General features: G+C 62.0%; 23 protein-coding genes. All 23 read left to right on the forward strand.

The window, feature by feature from the left end:
• Complete coding sequence (locus tag KP004_RS07785) at positions 1–1,260, forward strand: ABC transporter ATP-binding protein (RefSeq protein ID WP_216801768.1); 1,260 nt, start codon at positions 1–3, stop codon at positions 1,258–1,260.
• A complete protein-coding gene (locus KP004_RS07790; protein ID WP_216801769.1) occupies positions 1,257–2,240 on the forward strand; it encodes an STELLO glycosyltransferase family protein in 984 nt (327 codons plus the stop codon). The genes KP004_RS07785 and KP004_RS07790 overlap by 4 nt, the downstream gene beginning before the upstream one ends.
• Complete coding sequence (locus KP004_RS07795; protein WP_216801770.1) at positions 2,237–3,229, forward strand: glycosyltransferase; 993 nt, start codon at positions 2,237–2,239, stop codon at positions 3,227–3,229. The genes KP004_RS07790 and KP004_RS07795 overlap by 4 nt, the downstream gene beginning before the upstream one ends.
• 7 nt (positions 3,230–3,236) lie before the next feature.
• Positions 3,237–4,154, forward strand: a complete 918-nt coding sequence (locus KP004_RS07800) for a glycosyltransferase family 2 protein (protein WP_216801771.1) — start codon at positions 3,237–3,239, stop codon at positions 4,152–4,154.
• Positions 4,151–4,996, forward strand: a complete 846-nt coding sequence (locus KP004_RS07805; RefSeq protein ID WP_216801772.1) for a class I SAM-dependent methyltransferase — start codon at positions 4,151–4,153, stop codon at positions 4,994–4,996. The genes KP004_RS07800 and KP004_RS07805 overlap by 4 nt, the downstream gene beginning before the upstream one ends.
• Positions 4,997–6,127 (forward strand): polysaccharide pyruvyl transferase family protein, encoded by a 1,131-nt coding sequence (locus KP004_RS07810; RefSeq protein ID WP_216801773.1) that lies wholly within the window; start codon positions 4,997–4,999, stop codon positions 6,125–6,127.
• Complete coding sequence (locus tag KP004_RS07815) at positions 6,124–7,257, forward strand: glycosyltransferase family 9 protein (RefSeq protein WP_216801774.1); 1,134 nt, start codon at positions 6,124–6,126, stop codon at positions 7,255–7,257. Before KP004_RS07810 ends, KP004_RS07815 begins: the two co-directional genes overlap by 4 nt.
• 37 nt (positions 7,258–7,294) lie before the next feature.
• Positions 7,295–8,092: a glycosyltransferase family 2 protein gene (locus KP004_RS07820; protein ID WP_216801775.1), complete on the forward strand. Its 798-nt coding sequence runs from the start codon at positions 7,295–7,297 to the stop codon at positions 8,090–8,092.
• On the forward strand, positions 8,093–9,076 hold the full coding sequence (locus KP004_RS07825; RefSeq protein WP_216801776.1) for a glycosyltransferase family 2 protein: 984 nt from the start codon (positions 8,093–8,095) through the stop codon (positions 9,074–9,076).
• A gap of 13 nt (positions 9,077–9,089) precedes the next feature.
• On the forward strand, positions 9,090–9,524 hold the full coding sequence (locus KP004_RS07830) for a cupin domain-containing protein (RefSeq protein WP_216801777.1): 435 nt from the start codon (positions 9,090–9,092) through the stop codon (positions 9,522–9,524).
• Positions 9,521–10,684 carry a DegT/DnrJ/EryC1/StrS family aminotransferase gene (locus tag KP004_RS07835; RefSeq protein WP_216801778.1) on the forward strand — a complete coding sequence of 388 codons (1,164 nt, stop codon included), beginning with the start codon at positions 9,521–9,523 and terminating at the stop codon, positions 10,682–10,684. The genes KP004_RS07830 and KP004_RS07835 overlap by 4 nt, the downstream gene beginning before the upstream one ends.
• Complete coding sequence (locus KP004_RS07840) at positions 10,681–11,427, forward strand: class I SAM-dependent DNA methyltransferase (RefSeq protein WP_216801779.1); 747 nt, start codon at positions 10,681–10,683, stop codon at positions 11,425–11,427. Before KP004_RS07835 ends, KP004_RS07840 begins: the two co-directional genes overlap by 4 nt.
• Positions 11,424–12,593, forward strand: coding sequence for a glycosyltransferase family 4 protein (locus KP004_RS07845; protein WP_216801780.1), 1,170 nt, complete (start codon positions 11,424–11,426; stop codon positions 12,591–12,593). The genes KP004_RS07840 and KP004_RS07845 overlap by 4 nt, the downstream gene beginning before the upstream one ends.
• A 46-nt stretch (positions 12,594–12,639) precedes the next feature.
• Positions 12,640–14,391 (forward strand): LIC_10190 family membrane protein, encoded by a 1,752-nt coding sequence (locus KP004_RS07850; protein ID WP_216801781.1) that lies wholly within the window; start codon positions 12,640–12,642, stop codon positions 14,389–14,391.
• A gap of 30 nt (positions 14,392–14,421) precedes the next feature.
• Positions 14,422–15,300 (forward strand): hypothetical protein, encoded by an 879-nt coding sequence (locus tag KP004_RS07855; protein ID WP_216801782.1) that lies wholly within the window; start codon positions 14,422–14,424, stop codon positions 15,298–15,300.
• Positions 15,301–15,338: 38 nt separating this feature from the next.
• Positions 15,339–16,382 (forward strand): hypothetical protein, encoded by a 1,044-nt coding sequence (locus KP004_RS07860; RefSeq protein WP_216801783.1) that lies wholly within the window; start codon positions 15,339–15,341, stop codon positions 16,380–16,382.
• Entirely contained in the window at positions 16,382–16,795 is a 414-nt protein-coding gene (locus tag KP004_RS07865; RefSeq protein WP_216801784.1) for a hypothetical protein, read from the forward strand. The genes KP004_RS07860 and KP004_RS07865 overlap by 1 nt, the downstream gene beginning before the upstream one ends.
• Entirely contained in the window at positions 16,779–18,179 is a 1,401-nt protein-coding gene (locus KP004_RS07870) for a hypothetical protein (RefSeq protein ID WP_216801785.1), read from the forward strand. Before KP004_RS07865 ends, KP004_RS07870 begins: the two co-directional genes overlap by 17 nt.
• 141 nt (positions 18,180–18,320) lie before the next feature.
• Positions 18,321–19,004, forward strand: coding sequence for a glycosyltransferase family 2 protein (locus KP004_RS07875; protein WP_216801786.1), 684 nt, complete (start codon positions 18,321–18,323; stop codon positions 19,002–19,004).
• The gene (locus KP004_RS07880; protein ID WP_239026980.1) at positions 19,001–19,423 is read left to right on the forward strand and encodes a hypothetical protein; all 423 of its coding nucleotides are present in this window, start codon (positions 19,001–19,003) and stop codon (positions 19,421–19,423) included. Before KP004_RS07875 ends, KP004_RS07880 begins: the two co-directional genes overlap by 4 nt.
• A gap of 4 nt (positions 19,424–19,427) precedes the next feature.
• Positions 19,428–20,741, forward strand: a complete 1,314-nt coding sequence (locus tag KP004_RS07885) for a hypothetical protein (RefSeq protein WP_216801787.1) — start codon at positions 19,428–19,430, stop codon at positions 20,739–20,741.
• 103 nt (positions 20,742–20,844) lie between these two features.
• The gene (locus KP004_RS07890; RefSeq protein WP_216801788.1) at positions 20,845–21,609 is read left to right on the forward strand and encodes an undecaprenyl-diphosphate phosphatase; all 765 of its coding nucleotides are present in this window, start codon (positions 20,845–20,847) and stop codon (positions 21,607–21,609) included.
• A gap of 127 nt (positions 21,610–21,736) precedes the next feature.
• Entirely contained in the window at positions 21,737–22,144 is a 408-nt protein-coding gene (locus KP004_RS07895) for a hemerythrin domain-containing protein (protein WP_216801789.1), read from the forward strand.
• Positions 22,145–22,215: the final 71 nt, after the last annotated feature.

Raw genomic sequence — 22,215 nt, forward strand, 5'->3', positions numbered from 1 at the left:
ATGGCTAGCGTCATTACGGTGGAAAATCTGGGCAAGAAGTATCTTCTTAACCGCCAGGCGGGGCGGCAGTCTTACGTGGCGTTGCGCGACGTGCTGGCGGAGGGGGCGAAAAACGCCGGGCGGCGCCTTCTTGGGCGAGGCGGCGCGGTCTGCGGCGCCGCCGGCCAGGAGGATTTCTGGGCGCTGCGGGACGTTTGCTTCGAGGTGAAGCAGGGGGAACGCGTCGGCATCGTCGGACGAAATGGAGCCGGAAAGTCGACGCTGCTTAAGATCCTGAGCCGCATCACCCCCCCTACCACCGGGAGCGTCCGGCTGCGCGGCAGGGTGGCGAGCCTGCTCGAGGTCGGTACCGGGTTTCATCCCGAACTCACCGGCCGCGAAAACATCTACCTGAACGGCGCCATCCTCGGGATGGGGCGGAGCGACGTCCGCAGGAAATTCGACGAGATCGTCGCCTTCGCCGAGGTGGAGAAGTTTCTGGACACGCCGGTGAAGCGCTACTCGTCCGGGATGTATGTGCGGTTGGCTTTCGCGGTCGCGGCCCACCTGGAGCCGGAAATCCTCATTGTGGACGAGGTGCTGGCGGTCGGAGACACGCAATTCCAGAGGAAATGCCTCGGGAGGATGGAGCAGGCGGGGAGAGACGGTCGTACCGTGCTCTTTGTCAGCCATAACATGGCGGCGGTGAGGGAGCTCTGCAGCAAGGCGATCGTCCTGTCTGCCGGGCGGAACATCATGGAGGGGGGGACCGACGAGGCGATCACCACGTACCTCAACTCGCTGCAGCCTTCCGCCAGGCGGGACGTCATCAGGTCGAAGTGCGACAGGTTCGAACTGAAGATGCCGTACTGGGTGAACCGCAAAGGCGAACCGGTCACGGGATACCGCTTCGGCGACGACTGCATCCTGCGCTTCGAATTCAACTTCCTTGTCCCGGTGCGGCGCATCAACCCCGGCTTCGCGGTACGGGAAGCGCAGGGACGGCGCATCTTCACCTCTCACCTACTTGACGACGGCGCCTTCGCCTTCCCCGATCAGTTCACGGGGAAGGTTGTCATCGACACCGACCTCAATCTCTGCTCCATCGCACCCGGAACCTACGAGGTGGTCTTTGGCGTTCGCGATGAGAACGAGCAGAACGTGCTCTTTTCGGAAGGGGAGCTCTGGCTTGAGATCAACCGGTCCGGACCGGCTAAAAACGGCGCCGAGGGCGTGCTGTGGCACACCAGCAGCTGGCAGTTACAACGGGATATCCAATGACGAAAAAGACAAGCCTCATCATCACGACCATCAACGAACCGTCGGTTGCCGTCAAGGCCTTCTCGGCCATCGACGGCCTGGCGCTGACCGTCGTGGGGGACAAGAAGACGCCGCAGGCTTGGTCATGCGCGAACACCACCTATTTGCCGGTGGACGCGCAGCAACAGCTGGGATACGCCATCTGTCGCCTGCTTCCGTATCATCACTACGCGCGCAAGAACGTCGGTTACCTCCACGCCATGAAGTGCGGGGCGGAGGTGATCATCGACACCGATGACGACAACGTTCCCAAGGAGGGGTGGGGCTTTCCTGCCTTTTCCGGCGACTACCTCCAGACGCCGCGGGACCACGGTTTCGTCAATGTCTACAGCTACTTCACCGATCAGCACATCTGGCCGAGGGGGTTTCCGCTCAACCTGATCAGGCCGGGCGGCGCAGCCCTTCCCCCCCTTGCCACGGGCGACATCCGGATCGGTGTCTGGCAGGGGCTTGCCGACGGCGACCCGGACGTCGATGCCATCTACCGCCTGGTGCTGAACAAGCCGTGCACTTTCAAGGAGAAAGAACCTCTCGTTCTCGCCGAGGGGACGATCTGCCCGTTCAATTCGCAGAACACGGCCTTTGCACGCGAGGCATTCCCGCTGCTCTACCTGCCGTCCTTCGTCACCTTCCGGTATACCGACATACTGAGGGGGCTTGTGGCACAGCCGATCATGTGGCGGTGCGGCCTTCACCTTGGCTTCACTCAGGCGACCGTCGTGCAGGAGCGAAACCCTCACGACTACATGCAGGATTTCGTTTCCGAGATCCCCTGTTACCTGCACGCCGACGAGGTGGTCGAGGTCGTCTGCGGCGCCCTGCGGGGTGACTCGTCGGTGGCCGACAACCTGTACCTGGCCTACGACGCCCTGCGCCGGAAGGGGATCGTCATGGAAGCCGAAATGGAGCTCCTCTCGCTTTGGCTGAAGGATCTCCCATGACCGGCACGAACGGGGAGCCGATCCTTCTTTCCATAATCATCCCGTCCTTCAACCAGGGGCACTTCATCGAGAACGCGATCCTGAGCGTGACCAAACAGAGCTATCAAAACTGGGAGCTCATCATCCAGGACGGCAATTCCGGTGACGAGACCGCGGAAATCTGCCTGCGCTACACCGCGGCCGACCCGCGCATCAGTTTCGTGAGTGAGCCCGACCGCGGTTACGCCGACGCCGTCAACAAGGCGCTCAAGCGCTGCCGGGGGACGGTCGCGGCCATCCAGAGCTCGGACGACTTCTACGCGAGCGACAGCGTCTTTTCCGAGGCAGCGCGCATCTTCCGGCAGCACCCTGCGCTCGTGATGGTTTCCGGCTACTCCGTTCTCGCCGATGCCGATTTCCGCCAGGTGCTCGCCCCGTTCGACCCGCAGCAAAACGGCTTCATCCGCCCGGAAACCGTCTTCACGCTCACCAATCATTTCGCCCAGGGCGCAACCTTCTTTTCCGTGGCCAGGGCGCTGCTGGTCGGTGGTCTCGACGCCGAGGTGGACATGGTCGCCGACACCGATTTCTGGGTGCGGCTCTCCAATTACCACCCCGCTGTGGTCAATAGCGTGTACCGCACCTCGCAGACGTGGGCCTGCGTCACCATCCACGAGGAGCAGAGGAGCACGAAGCTGCACCGCTTCTATCTCGGCCGGGCGAAAATGGCGCTACGGCATCTTAGAGACGACAGGATCCGTCTCGACCACGGCTTCAAGGAGCGAAACGCCATGAACCTGATCGCCACGGCCTACGATTACTACCGCCTGATCGGCGAGGATACCGCGCCGGTGGAGGAGCTGCGGCAGTCACTTGGTGCGAGCTCCCCGTGCGAGCCCCTGTGGCGGCGGGTCGCAAGCCGGCTTGGCAGGGGGCGGCGCATCGCCGAGGACAGCTCCATGCACAGCCTGACCACTCACGCTCTTGGCCACAACCTCAAATGGTTCTAAAGAGGGTATGGATATAACCGCGCCGATTCTTTTTCTCGTGTTCAACCGCCCGGAGACGACGCGCAGGGTCTTCGAGGCGATTCGCCAGTCCAGGCCGTCACGCCTGTTCGTCGCGGCCGACGGCCCGCGCGGGGAGGTAGCCGGTGAACGGCAGAAGTGCGAGCAGGTCCGGGCGATAGCCACCGCGGTCGACTGGGAGTGCGAGCTCGTCACCCTTTTCCGCGACCGCAACCTGGGGTGCAAAAAGGGGGTCAGCTCGGCGCTCGACTGGTTCTTCAGCCACGTCGAAGAGGGGATCGTCCTGGAAGACGACTGCCTCCCCGAACCCTCGTTTTTCCGGTACTGTCAGGAGCTTCTCGCCCGCTACCGGGATGACGCCCGCGTCATGCAGATCTGCGGTCTCAACGTCCTCGGGGAGTGGCCGGGGAGCGGCCACAGCTATTTCTTTTCCGGCTACGGGCCGATCTGGGGGTGGGCCTCCTGGCGCCGCGCCTGGCGCCACTACGACGTGGAGATGAAGCTGTGGCCCGAAGTGAGGGGGAATGGGGTGTACCGTGACTTGTGCCAGGACGGTGCCGAGGCGGCGTACCGGCTGCAACTCTACGACCGGCTGCACGCCGGCGAGATAGATACCTGGGACTACCAGTGGGGATTCGCCAAGATGGTCAACTCCGGGCTCTCCGTCATCCCCGCCGCAAACCTCGTTACCAACATCGGTTTCGGCGCTGATGCTACCCACGTCAGCGACGCTACCGATCCTTATGCCGAGCTGAAGGTGTACCAGGCCGACTCAGTGCTCAGGCATCCGCCGTACCTCGTCCGTGACCGGCGCGCCGACCGCAGGTACCTGGAGGAGTTTGTTGGTGTGAAGCCTGCTTCGTTCCGGGAAGCGGTCCTGAATCTGGTGAGACGGAGGGGAAGATGAGCGAGACCCCCTACGCCCTGCTCATGTCGACGGCGAACCGGCTCACCATGAGTCACTTGCGGGAGTTCTGGCGCTCGCTGCTCGTCCCGATGGATTACACCCGCACCAGGGAGATTCCGGCGCTGCTCGCGCAGAGCGGGATCCTCGAGCGCAAGGGAGAGCCGCTAAAGATCCTCGACATCGGTTCGCCCCAGATCCTTAGCCTCACGCTTTGCCTTCGCTGCGATGACTGGGAGGTCACCTACCTGAACCCCTTCGAGCCCGAGTTGGAGGACATGCGCCGCAAGGCATCGGCGCTGGGAGTGAGTTCGCTCAACATCCTGAAAGGCGATATCACGCGCCAGGAGGCGCTGGCCGATTTGGGTACCTTCGACTACGTATTTTCCTGTTCCGTCTTCGAGCACATCCACCCGGAGCATGGCGGCGATGTGATCGCCTCAAGGAACATAGCCCCCCTCCTGAAGAGGGGGGGGAGCTTCGTGTTCTCGGTCCCGTACGCCAGGGAAGGGTTCCACGAGTACATCGAAGGCGATGCCTATGCCGTCAAGGGGGACGCCTCCAAGAAAACGTTCTTTCAACGCTTCTACGACGAACGGTCTCTGCGCGAGCAGATCCTGGCGCCTTCGGGGCTCACCACAGCGGGGCAAAGGTATATCGGTGAGCGGCGCTATCACGGAGACGACATACGCAAGAGGATGGCCTTCCTCATCGGTTTCGGATGGCGGGCCCTCGTTCTGGGGAGGTTCTTCCGCGCTATCTCCGGCTTCTTCATGGAGGAGTCGCCGGAGTACACAACGCTTGCCAAGCCGTACCTCGCGGTATGCGCACTGGTTAAGGAATAGATGACAGTTATGAAGATCGGGCTTATCACCACCCTCGACACCAACATCGGCGACGATTTCATACGCGATGGCATCCGCGGTCTTCTTTCGGAGCGGTACCGGGGGCGGACCATCGAGTTCGTCAGCGTCAATAAGCACTCCCCGTTCACCGTGTACCCGCCCTGGCATCCGGTCCACGTCCGCAACCTGGCCGGTCTGCTTCCGCTGGGACGCGACCGCGTCAGGAGCGCCATCGAAAGGGTATGCTCCCGCATCGGGGAAACCAGATTCGATTCCTGCGATCTCATCGTCCAGTGCGGCGCTCCCGTCTTCTGGCCGGAATGCAGCGCAAGCGAGTGGGCGGTCCCGCTGTGGCACCAGGTGGTTGGGCGGCTTAGCAGCCGGATCCCGGTGCTGAACCTCGCCGCAGGTTCCTGCTATCCGTGGGAGCGGCAGCCCGTAAAACTGGAACCGGAGGCGGATGCGAAGTATGTCAGGGACATCCTTGGCTACTGCCGGCTGACCACCGTGCGCGATCCGCTGGCCGAGAGGCTGTGCAAGTCCGTGGGCGGCGACGTCGTTCGCCTTCCGTGCAGCGCCTTCCTCGCCTTCGAGCCGCCGGCTGCGCGCGAACCGGAGTACGTCCTCGTCAACTACATGCCGGGCGGCGGGCACTACGAGTGGGACCAAGGTATCGATCCCTCCATCTGGGAGGGGACCGTCCGGCGCCTCGTCGCTGAACTGCGCAAGAGCGAGAAGGTTGCCTTCCTCTGCCACGATGATCGCGAGCTCGCCCTGGCGCGCGCTCTCGCTCCGGACCTCCCCGCCTTTTTGCCAAGGAACTCGGTGGAGTACGGCGCATGCATAGCCCGGGCGAAATTCGCCCTCTGCAACAGGATGCACGCCTCGGTCGCCATGGCGGGAATGGGGATACCGTCCATCGCCGTCTGCACCGATACGCGACTGCTCATGGTCGCGGAACTGGGGCTTCCCGCCTATTACGTGAAGGACGCGACCCCGGACCTGCTCCTGGAGCGGACCGGGCAGATGCTGCGGACTCTCGACGACGAGCGTGAGCGGCTGCTGACCCTGCAGGCGCAAACGCGGCAGGGGTACCTGGCCGCGCTGGACGGCGCTCTCTCCGCGTCATGAGCCGCTTAAGGGTACTGATCCTCAGGCCGGACAATATCGGCGACCTCGTCCTCTTCAGCGGGGCGCTCCCTCACATCAGGGAGCTGTACCCGGATGCGGAGATCACCCTGGCCGTGCAGGAGCATGTTACCGGCCTTTTCCTCTCCTGCCCCTTCATCGACTCCTGCGTCCCGGTCGGCACGCTTTCCTGGTGGGGTATCCCCGGGCCTGGTGGGGGACGCCTGCAGGCCCTTGTCAAAGCGGTCATCGACGGCGTCAACGGCGTTCGGAACGCGCTGCGGCCCCCTTTCGACGTAGTCATCTGCCCCTTGAAGTCCCCCGACCGGCATCACCTCGAGCTGGTGGCCCTCCTGCACGCGCCGCAGCGCTACGGCGTCGCGGGCTGCACCCTCAACCTCCCGCAAGCCGGCCTCCCGGCGAGGTTGCGGCCGCGGACGCTCTTCACCCGCTATTACGACGTCTCACAGGAGGACCCATGGCGGCATGAGCTGCAGTTCAACGCCGACTTCCTGCGTTTCGTCGGCTGCCGCGATGTCGCCCCTCATGATATCGCGCCGGTGTTATGGCTTTCCGAGCGGGACAGCCGCCATGTGCCCGCGCTACGGGATCCGGAGCGGAAAACGGTGGCGCTCTTCCCCGGGGCGGCCGCAAAGATTCGCTGCTGGGATGCGGCCAACTATGGCGAGTTGGCCGGGCGACTGCAACTCCCGGTAGTGTATGCGATATTCGGCAGCCCCGGCGATCACGGACTCGCTGTCGAGGTAGAGACCGCCATCAAGGCACGCTGTCCCTCGGCGACGGTAGTCAACCTGGCGGGACAGACCACCCTCAGGGAACTGGCCGCCTGTATCGGGCATTGCAATCTTTTCATCGGGTCGGAAACTTCGGGCCTGCACATGGCTATCGCCGCCGGCGTGCCGTCCGTCGGCATCGTCGGGGGGGGGCATTTCGGCAGGTTCGTGCCGTGGGGCGACCCGGAGCAGCATATCTTTCTGACCACGGAGCTTCAATGCTTTCACTGCAACTGGAAATGCGACAGGGGAGGGGAGTGCATAGCGAGCGTCACCGCCACCGAGGTCGCACAGGCGGCAACGCAACTGCTGCAGCGCCCCCAGGAGTGCCGTTCATGACCTTAGCTCACATGCCGCTACGCGCCGGAGGAACGCCGTGGCGCGCGTAAGGCTTTCCGTGATAACCCCGGTGTTCAACTGCGCACGCTTCATCGAGTTTTGTCTGGAGAACGTGATGCGGCAGGAGTGCCCCGAGGTCGAGCATGTCATCGTCGATGGCGGCTCCACCGACGGCACCGTCGCCATCATCGAGCGGTACGCGGCGCTCCATGACCACATACGGTACGTCTCGGAGCGGGATGAAGGTCAGTCCCACGCCATGAACAAGGGGATCGCCATGGCGCGGGGGGAGATCGTCGGTTTTTTGAATGCCGATGATTACTACGAGCCGGGAGCGCTCAGGGAGGTCCTGACCCAGTGGGACGGGCTGCCGGAACCCTCCCTTTTGGTGGGAAACTGCAACGTCTGGGACGATGATGGCAAACTCTGGTTCGTCAGCAGACCGGCCGGTATCAGCCTCAACAACCTCCTCCTCGGGCGCTACGTCGAGGCGTTCCCCATGAACCCGGCGGCGTACTTCTACCACAAGTCCCTGCACCTCAGGGTGGGCCCTTACCGCGTCGAAGAGCACGCCGCGATGGACCTCCACTTCATCTTCCGGGCGGTTCAGCACGCGCACGTGACGTACCGGGACCGCACCTGGGGGAATTACCGCTACCTCGAAGGGACCAAGACCTACGAGGGTGACAAATGCGGCGCGAACCAGGCGAGGGTACGGCAGATCACCGAACAGTACCGCCGGCAGCAGCCCGCGTTGCGCCGGATCCAGCTTGTCCTGCTCGAGAAGTTCGGGCGGCTCTTCCGCAAACCTGCCGGCGTCCCGGAGATACATTGAATGGAGCGGATACCGTTCGTATCGGTCATCATCCCGACCTACAACCGTGCGCACCTGCTGCTGCTCACGCTGGAGAGCTTTTTGGCGCAGGACTACCCGCGCGATCGCTACGAGATCATCGTCGCCGACAACAACTCAAGCGATGCTACCCGCGACGTGGCGCAGCGCTACCCGGACAGCTCGCCGGTGCCGGTCAGGTACCTGTTCGAGCCGCGCCAGGGGGTGCACTACGCGCGCAACGGCGCCGCCGTCCAGGCCAGGGGTGAAATCCTCTACTTCACCGACGACGACATGGTCGCCGAGCCGGGGCTTTTGCGGGAGTTGGTCAAGGTGTTCGAGCTGGCCCCCGATATAGGCAGCGCCACCGGGAAGGTGATCGGAAGGTTCGATGAGCCTCCCCCACGGTGGGTCAGGCGACATCTGATCAACTACCTCCTGAGCCTCACCCCCGAGGCCACGCCGGAAGAAGTGGTAATTTCCGAGACGGATATGGTATATAGCTGTCACCAGGCGGTCAGGCGCGATGCGTTCTTCCGCTGTGGCGGATTCAACCCGGAGAACACCGCCGGCGTCTGGATCGGCGACGGGGAAACCGGGCTCGGCATCAAGCTCGCCCAGAGCGGCTACCGCTTCGCGTACACGCCGCACTCGGTGATCCACCACCTGATACCGGCCTCGCGGACCACGCTGCGCTACCTGGTGCAAAGGATCGGCAACCAGGGATACTGCGATTCGTACACCGCCTACCGCACGCACCGCAACCGGGGACGCCTGGTACGGGGGATGCTCTGGCGCAACAGCGCCGGTGCCCTGAAGACGGCGCTGGTGACGGCGGGGCGCCTCATTCTCGGGAAGGAATCGTGGCAATTCATTCCGGCCCGCATCGCCTACCTGCACAAGAGAAACCTTTACGACCTCAGACTGCTCAGTGACCCGGCGTTTCGCGGCATGGTGGAAATAGACGACTGGCTGTCGCAACGCTGATCAAGGAACCGACATGATCGAACAGATAACCGAGGATGGAAAGATTCTCGCCATCATCATCCCTCACTCCTTCGCGGAGCCGGGAATCCGGTTCTTCACTCCCGACGACTTCTCCCAGCAGCTGGCCTACATGTCGCACCCGCAGGGGAAGGTCATCGATGCCCACGTGCACAACGCGGTGCTGCGCGAGGTGGTGTACACCCAGGAGGTGCTCTTCATTCGCAAGGGGAAGTTGAGGGTCGACTTCTACAACGACGGGCGCGAATACCTGGAAAGCCGGGTCCTCGTAGCCGGGGACGTGATCCTGCTCGCCTCCGGCGGCCACGGCATGGAAGCGCTTGAGCCCCTGGAGATGATCGAGGTGAAACAGGGACCGTATTCCGGTGACCAGGACAAGTCCCGCTTCGACGGCGTGGCGTGGCAGAACATCGTGCTTCAGGAGAGATGATGGACTTCATCCCGGTAAACGAACCGCTTTTGGACGGCAACGAGAAGAAGTACCTCGCCCAGTGCATCGACACCGGCTGGGTCTCATCGGAGGGGCCGTTCGTGCGCAGCCTGGAGGAGATGTTCGCGGCGCGCATGGGCAGGAGGTACGGGGTAGCTGTGTCAAACGGAACGGTCGCCCTCGAGGCTGCCATCGCAGCGCTCGAGCTGCCCCAGGGGAGCGAGGTGATTCTCCCCACCTTCACCATCATTTCCTGCGCCGCCGCGGTGATCCGCGCCGGTCTGGTCCCGGTTGTCGTGGACGCCGACCCCGCCACCTGGAACATGAACGTCGACCGGATCGAGGAAAAGATCACCCCCAGGACGTCGGCCATCATGGCCGTGCACATCTACGGACTACCGGTCCCTATGGCCCCGCTTCTGGAGATCGCCGAGCGCCACGGCCTGAAGGTCATCGAGGATGCGGCCCAGGCACACGGGCTTTGCTGCCAGGGCAGGCCCTGCGGCAGTTTCGGCGACATCAGCACCTTCAGCTTCTATCCGAACAAGCTCGTCACCACCGGGGAGGGAGGTATCATCCTCACCGATGATCCCGTGCTCGCTGAGCGGTGCCGGTCGCTGCGCAACCTCTGCTTCCAAGAGGGCAAGCGCTTCTTGCACGAGGAACTCGGCTTCAACTTCAGGATGAGCAATCTTCAGGCGGCCCTGGGAGTTGCCCAGCTCGAGCGGCTCGACGAGTTCGCCTCCCGCAAAAGACGCATGGGAGAGCGCTACAGCGCACTACTTTCGCAGATGCCTGGTATCACGCTCCCGGTTCCCGCGACGCCACACGCCGACAACATCTACTGGGTCTACGGCGTGGTCCTCGACGAGAGTATCGGCTTTGACGCCGAGGAGGCGATGCGCCGGCTTTCCGCCCTGGGTGTCGGCACGCGCCCCTTCTTCTGGCCGATGCACGAACAGCCGGTCCTGCGCAGGCTGGGACTCTTTGCCGGTGAAAGCTACCCCGTCGCCGAAAGACTCGCCCGTCGCGGCTTCTATCTGCCCAGCGGTCTCGCTCTTACCGATGTCCAGATCGAGCGTGCGGCTGCCGCGCTCGCCTCCGTCATCGGGCCGCAGACCGGCTCAGCATCGGATGTATCCGGCCAGGTGACGGCATGACCGTATTCGGCGCCTACGCCCATTACTACAACCTTCTGTACCGGGACAAGGACTACACGGGCGAGGTGGAGTACCTGGACGGTCTCATCCGCCGCCACCTCCCGTCGGCCGGCAGCGTGCTCGATTTAGGCTGCGGCACCGGGCGGCACGCGCTCTTGCTGGCGGGCCGCGGCTATCGCGTGACCGGGGTCGATGTCTCCGAGGAGATGTTGCGAACGGCCCGGGCGCAGGCCGTGTCGGCCACCTCCTTCCACCAGGGAGACATCCGCACTATCCGGCTCGGGGAGAATTTCGACGTGGTGGTCTCCCTGTTCCACGTCATCAGCTATCAAAGCGGCAATGCCGACCTCGCGGCGGCCTTTGCAACCGTGAGGGAACACCTAAGGCCGGGCGGGATCTTCATCTTCGACTGCTGGTACGGCCCGGCCGTCCTGAGCGATCCGCCGGTGGTGCGGGTCAAGCGGCTCGAGGATGAGGAAGTTCGGATCGTCAGGATAGCCGAGCCGGTCCTGCACCCAAACGAGAACCTGGTCGACGTAAATTACCAGGTCATGGTGTGCCATACGGGGACGGGCGTGACCGAGGAGCTTCGGGAGACGCACCGCATGCGTTACCTGTTTCTTCCCGAGTTGGAGGCCATGCTCCGGCAGGCCGGACTCCATCTTGACGGCGCCTTCGAGTGGATGACGGGCAACACGCCGGGTGTCGACACCTGGGGCGTCTGCTGTGTGGTGCGGGGATGAGGCGGATTGGGCTTTTTCTCGATGTCGAGCCGCATCTCGGCGGGACCTTCCAGTACAACCAGGCCGTGCTACACGCCCTGGCAGCGCTCCCGTCAGCCCACTTCCAGGTCGTGGTCGGCTACACCAGCGAGCTGTGGCGGGAGTATCTTGGCGAACTGCCCGTTGAGAGTTTCCGGGTCCGCTCCGGGATCATCGGGCGCGGTGTCGGCTACCTCTGGCACAGGCTCGACCTGCCCCTGGGCCCCTGGCGCGCGGTCAATCCCCTGTTTCACCCCATGGCGCGGGATCTCCTTGGCAAGAAGTGCGACCTCTGGATATTTCCCTCCCAGGACACCCGCGGCTGCGAGTTCCCGGTCCCCGCGCTCATCGCCATCCACGATCTCATGCACCGCTACGAGAGCCGCTTCCCCGAGGTGGGTACGCCCCGAGAGTTCAGGATACGCGAGAAGCAATATGCTTCCATCTGCCGTTGGGCGCGAGGAGTGCTGGTCGATTCGCGGATAGGTGCTGCTCAGGTGAGGGAGTCGTACGGGCTTCAGGAAGAGCGGATTCACGTCCTGCCGTTCATCGCCCCCCCCCATGCGTGGAACGATTCGCCGCCGCCGGGGTTTGATGAGCGGTACCACCTGCCGGAGAAGTTCGTGTTCTACCCGGCCCAGTTCTGGGAACACAAAAACCATGCGCGGCTCGTGCATGCCATCGCCCGCCTCAAGGGGGACTTCCCCGATCTGAAACTCGTGCTGGTCGGGTCGCTGAAAAACGCGTACGACGGCCTGGTGGCGTTGATCGGGGAGCTGGGACTCAAGGACGCGGTGCAGTTTCTGGGGTACGTGCCGGACGAAGATATGCCTGAACTGTACCGGCGCGCCCGCGCGCTGGTGATGCCGACCTTTTTCGGGCCCACCAACATCCCGCCCCTGGAGGCCTTTGCCGCCGGCTGCCCGGTTGCGATATCGGACCGCTACGGCATGCCTGAACAGGCGGGCGACGCAGCCCTCTTCTTCGACCCGGAATCGGTGGAAGCCATCGCCGAGACGGTTCGCAGGCTCTGGACCGATGACGCCCTCTGTGCCGAACTGGTGCGGCGCGGCACGGAGCGCGCCGCCTCCTGGGGACAGGTTCAGTTTGGCCAGCGGCTGCAGGAGATCATCGAAACCATCACCTGATCCGGCTTTCACCCCACTCATCATGCACCTGAGGTTACTGTCCTAAATGTCCCACCCGACTGCACTTGCCCTCGCTCTTTCGCTTTACCTCTTTGTAGCCGCCGCTTATTACGGCCTGGGTAAGGGTGTCGCGCGGGTGCTCGGAATGGCCGCGGGCAGCGACAAGCCGGCGCACTCCGTGATGAGCCTGATCTGGCTCGGCTGGGCCTGCGCGCTTTTCCTGTTTCAACTGCTTCATTTCTTCCTGCCTATCGCTTCGCAGGTGTCGCTGCCCGTCTTCTCCGCCGGTGCACTTTGTTGCCTCGTCTGTCTGGCACGAGGCGGGCGGCGTCCTTCCCCGTCCGGCTCCTGCACCCCCGTCCCCGTTGCCGGCGCGATCCTGATGCTTGTCCTGGCGTCCTGGCTCGTCTCCAGAGCGATGCTCCCTCCGACCAACTACGATACCGGCCTCTACCACCTCAATGCGATTCGCTGGATCAATACCTACCCGGTAGTGCCCGGGCTGGGAAATCTCCATGGCCGGCTTGCTTTCAACCAGTCGTTTTTCACCTTCGCGGCTTCCTTGACTGTTCCGCCGGTCTTCGAACACGGCAGGTTTCTCGGTAACGCCCTGCTTTTCCTGTTCGTCGCGGCGACCGCCTGGACCTCCCTGACACCCGTCCTGCGCAGGCCTTCTCTCATCGTGGAAGCACATCCGTTTCGTTTTCTTCCTTCCTTGTTCCTACTGCCGGTACTCGCCTTTATAGCCATCTCTTCCAACGGCATAGCATCACCGGCTCCGGATCTTGCTTCTCTGCTGCTTCAGTGTTGCATCTTCTTGCTGCTTGGAGAGGGCATAGCCGATTGGCAGGACGGTCATCAGGACCAGGACTACCGGGTAATGCTCCTTCTGCTCCTCGCCTCAGCGGCGGTTACCGTGAAACTCAGCAACCTCGCTTTCTCGAGCGTCATCGTCTGTTTTGCCGTTGCGTACTGGCTGAAAACGCGAGGCCGTACTATCAGGAGCGGTTTTACCCTCTTCACGCCGCCCCTGCTTATGTTCCTGGTTTGGGCAGGGCAGGGCGTCATGCTCTCGGGAGTACCGCTTTATCCTTCAACTGCCGGTCGCCTGCCGGTCGACTGGGCCGTGCCGGTTGAAAGGATCGTCAGCGAGGCCCAATCCGTTTATAGCTGGGCGAGAACTCCGGGGGCATCCCCAAAAGATGTGCTGCACAATTGGGGCTGGTTCCGTCCCTGGCTGGTAAGGGTGGCCACAGGAAACGTACTCGATGTGACCTATCCCTTGCTCCAGTTCCTGTTTTTTGGTATCTGCGCTCTTATTGCGGGACTGTTTTCGAAAGTACGCCGCCGCAACTTGCTGCAGTGGGCTTACCTGGTGCCGGCCGTCATGTCACTGGTTTTCTGGTTCTGCACAGCACCTGATCCCCGGTTTGCCAATGCAGCTTTTTTTCTGCTTTCCATTGCATCGGCTCTGGTGTTTCTCTGCTCGGTGCAGGGATTGCTTTCTTCCCGTTTGTATGCGGACATGATCTGTCTGGTGTTTCTGATCGGCAATCTCCTGCTGGTCAGGCACCTGGTCTATAATGCCTCGGAGATCCGGGCGATCTCTACTTCGGGATGGCACCAGGTTCAACGGGTGGCCCTTGAGACAAGAAAGACCTCATCAGGGTTGACGGTGTACACCCCGTGCGAGGGTGATCAATGCTGGGATTCCGCTCTTCCCTCGACGCCGTACTTCAACCCCCACCTCAGGCTCAGGGAGCGAAATAGTGTTGCGTCCGGGTTCACAGTCATGTAGTGATAATGGGGATTTATCCAGGGGCCGCTTATGAAAAAAACAATCCATAACCTTTATCGCAAGGCCGAGGCGTTTTGGGGCGGCCGCAGGCTCAGCAACTCACTGGACCGTTTCCCCTCGCAGCAGTCACAACTGCTGCTCTACCACATGTATCGGGAAATGGCACAGCGGCCGGACCGGCAGCTGCCAAGCTTCGCCGAGGTCGGCTTCCGCTGTCACTCCCAGTTTGAGGAAGACGGCATCCTCCTCTATATCTTCGCCCTCATTGGCACCACCAACAAGACCTGCGTCGAGATCTGCGCCGGCAACGGCATAGAGTGCAACACCGCAAACCTGATCCTGCATCACGGCTGGTGGGGGCACCTCTTCGACGGCGATCAGCGCAAGGTGGAACAGGGGCTTGAATTCTACACGAACTCGAAGCAGACCTTCCTCTACCCCCCGCGCTTCAACCGGGCGTGGGTGACCGCAGAAAACGTCAATGACATCTTCACCTCGTCCGGTGTCCCGGCCGAGATCGATCTCCTCTCCCTCGACCTTGACGGCGTCGACTACTGGGTCTGGAAGGCCATCGACAAAGTCCGCCCGCGGGTGGTCGTCTGCGAGACCAACAACGTGATCGGGCCCGATCAGGCCCTGACCGTCCCGTACCATCCCGCCTTTGAACGGCCAAAGCAGGATTTCGCAGGTGCATCCCTTGCGGCCATGACCTCGTTGGCAAATGAGAAGGGGTATCGTCTGGTCGGAACCCACCGCTACGGGTTCAATGCCTTTTTCATCTTGAGAGGAGTCGGCGAACAACTGCTGCCTGAAGTTCGCCCGCAAGACTGCCTCGGCGATCCTTACAGCACCGAGGCGCGTGCGACGAGGTGGGCGGAGGTAAAGGACATGAATTGGGTGAGAGTGTGACACATCCGGATTGCGCCGGCAGGGCGGACCAATCGCATATGCGCAACGTCATCTGCTGCTGGAACGACAGGAATCCCTCCCATTTCGAGAGCCACGTCCCCCTCTTGTTCTCCGGGCGCAGGAACCTGGCACTGGGTTTTTCCAACGAGATCGACCTGCTCTTCCTCAATGGCTTGGATCTGCTCGGGGAGAGGTACAAGGAGCAGTTGGAAGAAGTCGGGTACCGGCTTCACGACGTCAGCGATCTCTACGCCGGCACTGCCGACAGATACGCAGCCCTCTGCGCTTTTGGCGGATACGAGATGAAGTGTTTCCTGAGATGGCCTGTCATTGCCTCGTATTTTCGCGGTGACCGGATCATTCACTATGACGGGGACATCGTTTTCAACGAAGATCCCGCAGTCATCGGTGTGTTGTTACAGGGAAGTACCTTCGTCCTGCAGGGGTGCCCTGCCGTCACCTGCATCAGCGACCTTGACTGGTTCTCCCGGTATCAGGAGCAATTGGACCTGCTGGTGGAAAATCCGGAGGGCTATTCGGCTCGTGCCTGGAAAGAGCGGGATGGGTGGCGGGTCTCGGAGACGCAGAAGTGGGCCGGGCAGCGCTCGCGGGAGGTCATCTCCAGCGACCAGGATCTGATCTCCCATCTGATCCATACCGACAGGATCCCGCAGGACCGGCCGGCGCAGCTCGCCCCGCTCCTCGGCTCCTACGCGGTTTTCGAAAACCCCCTCTACCTGCACGGCTGCACCTTCAACGACTTTCCCGACCCGATAGGCTACGAGCGCAGGTCCGGCATCGATTACGTGGGGGGCAAACGCGTCCTGACCTGGCACATGCAGAGCGACTTCAACCTCTACCTCTCCACCTTCCTGTTCCGGAAACGGTTCATGCCCTGGGTCGGGGGGAGGCTTGCCAACCACCTGGTCGAGCCGACGTTCCCCTACCGGCTCGGCTCCCTGTTCAGCCGTCTTTGCGGCGGTTACACGCGCCTGGACGTGTACCGGTACTTCTTCGAGCGCCACGATTTCGGCGAGGTCTTCGCCGACCGCACCTGGTGGGACAGGGGGGCCTTCCGCTGATGTCTCGCGAACCCAAGGCTCGCCGCCTCATGCCGGCAAACAACTGGCTGGTCCTGCTGGTCGTTGTCGCCTCCTTCTGGCTCTTCTCCGCCGTTGTCACGAACTTTCTGGAAAGATGCCAGGCGGTTGTGGCTGTGGTGGTGCCCGGGGACACCGCGGCGCAGCCTGACCCGCTGCCGCGCGGAGCCCGCGCCGCGATCGAGATGCTCCACGCCGCCGCTGCGGACAGGTACCGGTTCAGCGCTGGGGTCGCGGCCGACGGTGCGATGATGCAGCGGCTCGTCGAGGGGGCGTACCCGCTGGTCGTGGCGGACGAGGCACGCTACCTGGTCCGCCTCGAGGGAGAACCCTCGCCTGTTGGCTGCGACGCCCTGGCAAGGCGAAAGGGGGTTGCCCTTGATCTTTGCCGTTAGCGCGCTCTTTCTGTATCTTTGCGGGCTCGGTCTCCTGGTGACCCTTTGCGGCACCTTGCCCCTCGGGAGGCAGACGGCGACTGGGGAGCGCTTCCCGGCGCTTGCGGCCCTCGTCCTCGTGTCGGGTCTTCATTTCGACTATCTGCTCCAGCTGCTGCTGAAAGGGGTGGACCCGGCTCTTGCCGCGGGCGCCTTTTTCAGCGTCGCGGGGCTCGTCATCGGCTTTGTTTTCCTGCGAGCCCGAGTCCCTGGTACAGGTGCCGCCTCCGCCGGGGCAAGCGGCAGTCGTGACGTGGTGAAGTGGGGCGTCTTCGCGGCGCTCTTCGTGATGTTCGCGGCTCCCATCGTCCAGGAGCCCATCTTGGCCTGGGACGCGAGGTCGATCTGGTTCTTCCACGGCAAGATCATCTACTTCAACGGCGCCCTGGACCGGGCCGGGTTCACGCCCGCCGCGGTCTGTTTCTCGCACCCTGACTACCCAAAACTCGTTCCCGTGCTTTCCGCCCAGCTCGCCCGTTTCGCAGGCTCATGGGACGACTTCCTTCCCAAGGCGTCACTCCTTGCCCTTTTGCTCCCCGCGCTCCTGGCGCTGTTCTCCTTCTGGGAACGCGCCCGGTTGAGTTTCCTGTTCCTCGCCGGCCTGTTCCTCTTCGGCGTGCAGGGGGAACTGCTTTGGAACGGGCTCATGGACGGCTACCTCGCGCTCTATGCCGGGCTGGCGCTCCTGTTCCTGGGGCGGTGGTTCGAACGGGGTGAAAGGGGCGATGCCTGGTGCGCGGCCGCGTTTCTCGGCGTGGTCCTGAACCTGAAAAACGAGGGGATGGTGTATGTGGTGGTTGCCGCCTCCGTCTTCTTCGTCTTGGTCTGGATGCGGGACCGGTCGCTGCACCGGCTGCGCCTTCTGTTCGCGGACCGCCGGTTTTGGCTGCAGGTGGGGCTCCCCGCCGCCTGCTTCCTGGTCTGGACCTTCAAAAAGAGGAGCTGGGGACTGGTCAATGATCTCGACCTCGGTGTCCGTTCCCTCGGCAGGATAGGGGCGCACGTACAGGCAGGAGCGCTCGGCACGGTCGCCCAGGCACTGCTCGTCGACGCACTGCTCTGGAAGGCGCTGCTCCTGTTCTTCGCTGTCGCAGGGACGGCACGCCTCGCCAGAGTGCGCGTACCGTTCCAGGTGTGGATCTTCCTCGCCGTATCGTTCTGCTACTTCCTGGCCGTCTTCGCGGTATACCTCGCGACCCCCGCCGACCTCGCCTGGCATCTGGAGACCAGCGCCGCGAGGACCGTGCTCCCGGTAATGAGCGGACTCGTGGCTGCGGTGTATGTCATCCTGGGGGTGATCGAAGCCCCCCCCCGTACACAGGAGGGGGAGGGAGACCTTGAATGATTGTTGTCTTTTTCTTTACATGTCCAGTCAAACCGCGTATTTTACCCCTCTTGAACCTCCCCGGCACGAGGTCTCCCCGCTAAAAAACACGCCCATCAGGGCTTGGTGCCGGAGCCACTTCTTTTCAAATTTGGAGTCTGGATGAGACTGTCCGTAGTCATACCTGTCTATAACGAGAAAGACACCATCACGGTGATCCATCAGGCTGTCAAAAGCATTGACATCGTTTCCGAAATCATCGTGGTTGACGACGGTTCGACCGACGGAACCGGGGTGATTGCCCAGGGGCTCGCCGATGACATGACGCGCGTGCTGCTGCACGAGCAGAACATGGGGAAAGGGGCTGCACTGAGGACCGGCTTTCGTCACGCCACCGGGGATATCGTCGTGGTTCAGGACGCGGACCTGGAATACGATCCGGCGCAGTACCCGAAACTGATACGCCCCATCCTCGATGGCAAGGCCGACGTCGTCTACGGCTCACGCTTCGTGTCCGGAGACTACCGCCGGGTGCTGTACTTTTGGCACATGGTCGGCAACTCGTTTCTTACCCTTCTTTCCAACATGCTGACCAACCTGAACCTCACGGACATGGAGACCTGCTACAAGGCCTTCCGGAAAGAGGTTCTCGACCAGGTGGTCATAGAGGAAAACCGCTTCGGGTTCGAGCCGGAAATAACGGCGAAGCTTTCCAAGCTGAACGTCAGGATCTACGAGACCGGCATCTCTTATTCGGGCAGGACGTACCAGGAAGGGAAGAAGATAGGGTGGAAGGACGGCTTTTCCGCCCTCCGGTGCATCCTTAAGTACAACCTGTTCCGATGAGGCTTCGCTGCGGCGCCAAGCCGCTTCAGGTGCACATGGAAGGCAACCATTCTTTCCTGAGTTACTGTTTCGGCGCAGTGCTGATCGCAGCTGTGGCCTTCACTGTCAGCTACCGATCGGCTCATGTAACCATGCTGCTGCACAACCTCTCCACTCCGCGGAGCGGTGAGGTTGAGGTGCTGCCGCCGGAAGCGGTCTCCGTGCTGGATTGCGTAAGGCAGAGCGGAGCGAAGTCGGTCCAGTTGTCGAAACTCCTCGCTGACAACAGGTTCCTGGCACAGCCCATCACCGAGAGCATCTACCCCGCGCTGGTCACCGACCAGGGGCAACTTTACGTTTCCTACCTGTCTGAACCTCTGCCGGCTGGCTGTGTATCTCTGAAAGAAGCGAAAAGGGTGCGCATTGCTGCTTGCCGTTAGTCTCATGCTCCCATACCTCGCCGGGCTTGGTGCCTTGCTCTTTCTCGTCTGTGGGGACCTGCTGCAGGATGTCGCAGCGTCGGACTGTGCCGCGCTGCAAGGCCTGGCCAACGCGCTCATCTTCGGAGTCCTGGTAAATCACTTCCTCGTTCTGCTGTTGCCCGGCCTTGAAGCCGCTGCCGTGGCAGGCTCTTTTCTGTCCGGCGCCGCCGTACTCGCCCTTGCCGTCACCAGGAGGCCGGCAGGACAGCTCGCCCTCCGCTGGCTGTTACCGTCGCTCGTGCTCTATCTCGCCTGTTGCTACCTTGTCACATGCGAGCCTGTCTCCGGCTGGGATGCCCGGTCCATCTGGTTCTTCCATGCGAAGATGGTCTTCTACAACGGTTCCGTAGATGCGGGCGGCGACTGGACGCTGCCCTCCATGGGGTTTTCCCACACGGACTATCCCCTGCTGATTCCCATTCTCGCCGCCCAGGTCGCCTCGGTGGCAGGGTTCTGGAACGAATATCTCCCCAAGATGAGCCTTGCCGCGCTTCTTTTGCCGGCTTCTTTGTTCCTCCTGTCAATGCTGGGCAGGCGGTGGTGGCACCTGGTATTCATCTCCCTTCCTGTGTTCTTCCTGGGGCCGTGGCTCACCAACGGCTACATGGATGGTTATGTAGCCCTGTATGCAGGTTTTGGCTGCTTCTTTCTCGGTCGATGGATTGACGGGGGCGGCCGGCTCGACCTCGTTTCGGGAGTCCTGGCAGCCGGAGTCGTCCTCGATCTGAAGAACGAGGGGATGCTTTACGTCGTCATTGTGGCAACCGTACTCTGCTGTTTTCTGCTGCTCAAAAGGAGACGGCTCTCAACCCTGCACTGGGTTGGCTGGTGGAAAAGTAGTGCACTGCTTTTCGTGGTAGTTTCGGGGTGGGTACTTTGGGAAAGGGAAAAGCATTTTTTCCAACTGAAAAACGATCTCCAGCTCGGTCTCGGGTCGTTGGCGACGGTGCAGCACCGGTTGTCGGAAGGTGCCCTCCCTGTTATCTTGAAATACCTGTACGTGACGGACAACGTCAACCTGAGCCTAGGAATCTTTCTCCTTAGCCTGATTTACAAGGTTGGTAAAAAAGAGCACCTGGAATGGAGCGCGGCGTTCTGTGCGCTTACCGCAGTGATTTATTTCTGCGGTATCGTGACCATTTACCTTGCCACTCCTCACGACCTGATCTCCTTTCATCTCCCAACCGGCGACAGGACCATGCTCCCTGTGCACATCATGCTCCTCACCGCTGCCTTCTCGCTGTTCGCCGCTGACACCGGCGTGCCGGCACACTGAAAATGCGGGATGTCGTCCTAACATAGCCCCATATTCTTTACAACGTGCGCGGCATCGGGTATGTTATCGCCCCGTAAATCAACGTGGAACTAAGGAGTTTTTTGTGGGTATTCTGGACGCGGTCATACTGGGCATCGTGGAGGGGCTGAGCGAGTTCCTTCCCGTTTCTTCCACCGGGCATCTCATCCTGGCATCGGCTCTGCTGAAACTGCAGCAGTCCGAGGCGCACAAGGTGTTCGAGGTGGTCATCCAACTGGGGGCGATGCTTGCCGTCGTCGAGGTGTACCGCAAACAGCTCTTCGCCCGCCCCGACCTGATCAAGAAGGTCTGTTTCGCTTTCCTGCCGACCGGCACCATCGGTTTTCTGCTCTACAAGCTGGTCAAATCCTTCTTCCAGCCTTCGCTGGTGAGCTACATGCTCATCGCCGGCGGCGTCGCCTTCATCGTCATCGAACTGTGGATGAAGGACCGCCCGGCGACTACCCACACCCTGGACGAGATCAGCTACAAGCAGGCCTTCTCCATCGGTCTGGTACAGTGCATCTCCATGGTGCCGGGAGTCTCGCGCTCCGGGGCAACCATCATGGGCGGGCTTCTCTTCGGCCTGGATCGCAAGGACGCCACCGAGTTCTCGTTCCTGCTGGCGCTTCCCACCATGCTCGCTGCCACCTGCTACGACATCTACAAGAACTACACCGTGTTCCATATGGGAGACTGGGAGAACATCGCCGTCGGATTCATCACCTCGTTCATCTTCGGCGTGATCGGCATCAAGGCGCTTCTCAGGTTCGTCACCAGTCACACCTTCATCCCGTTCGGGGTCTACCGCATAGCGGTCGGGGTGCTGTTTTTAGTTTTCCTCTTCTAGGAAACCGGCCGTTCGCCCAACCAGTCCTTTTTTGACCTGCATCAAGCCACTCCTCTCCCGACAGTCCTATACTCGGATCCATGGAAACAGTCCGACCGGACGATACAACGAGTAGGAGAGGTGACACATGGCAAGGTTGATAGATGAGCTGAAAAAGGACCACGTGGCAATCGAGGATATGCTCAACCGCGTCAAGGATACCAGCATTACCAACAAGGAAGCGCACAGGCTCCTGCTGGCGGCGCAGTCCACGCTGCTTGCGCATCTGCGCAAGGAGGACGCGCAGCTCTACCCGGTATTGAACCGGGCCGCGCAGGCCGACCAGGGGCTGAAGCGCACGGTGGACTTCTACGCGAAGGATATGGAGGAGATCTCCAGCAACGCCGTCGCCTTCTTCAAGAAGTACTCCGCCGACGACGCGCCGATCGACATCGAGTTCGCCAAGGCCCTGGGCAGGCTCTTCGCAACCATTTCCCGGAGGCTGCGCAGCGAAGAGAACACGCTGTACGCCGCCTACGAGAAGTTGTCCCACTGATCCTTGCACACCGGGAACACAGGGGGTGCGCCTCCGTCGTTCCCGGCTTTTTCTTCTGTCCTCCCGCCCCA

The sequence above is a fragment of the Geomonas oryzisoli genome (assembly GCF_018986915.1).
Classification (GTDB): Bacteria; Desulfobacterota; Desulfuromonadia; order Geobacterales; family Geobacteraceae; genus Geomonas; species Geomonas oryzisoli.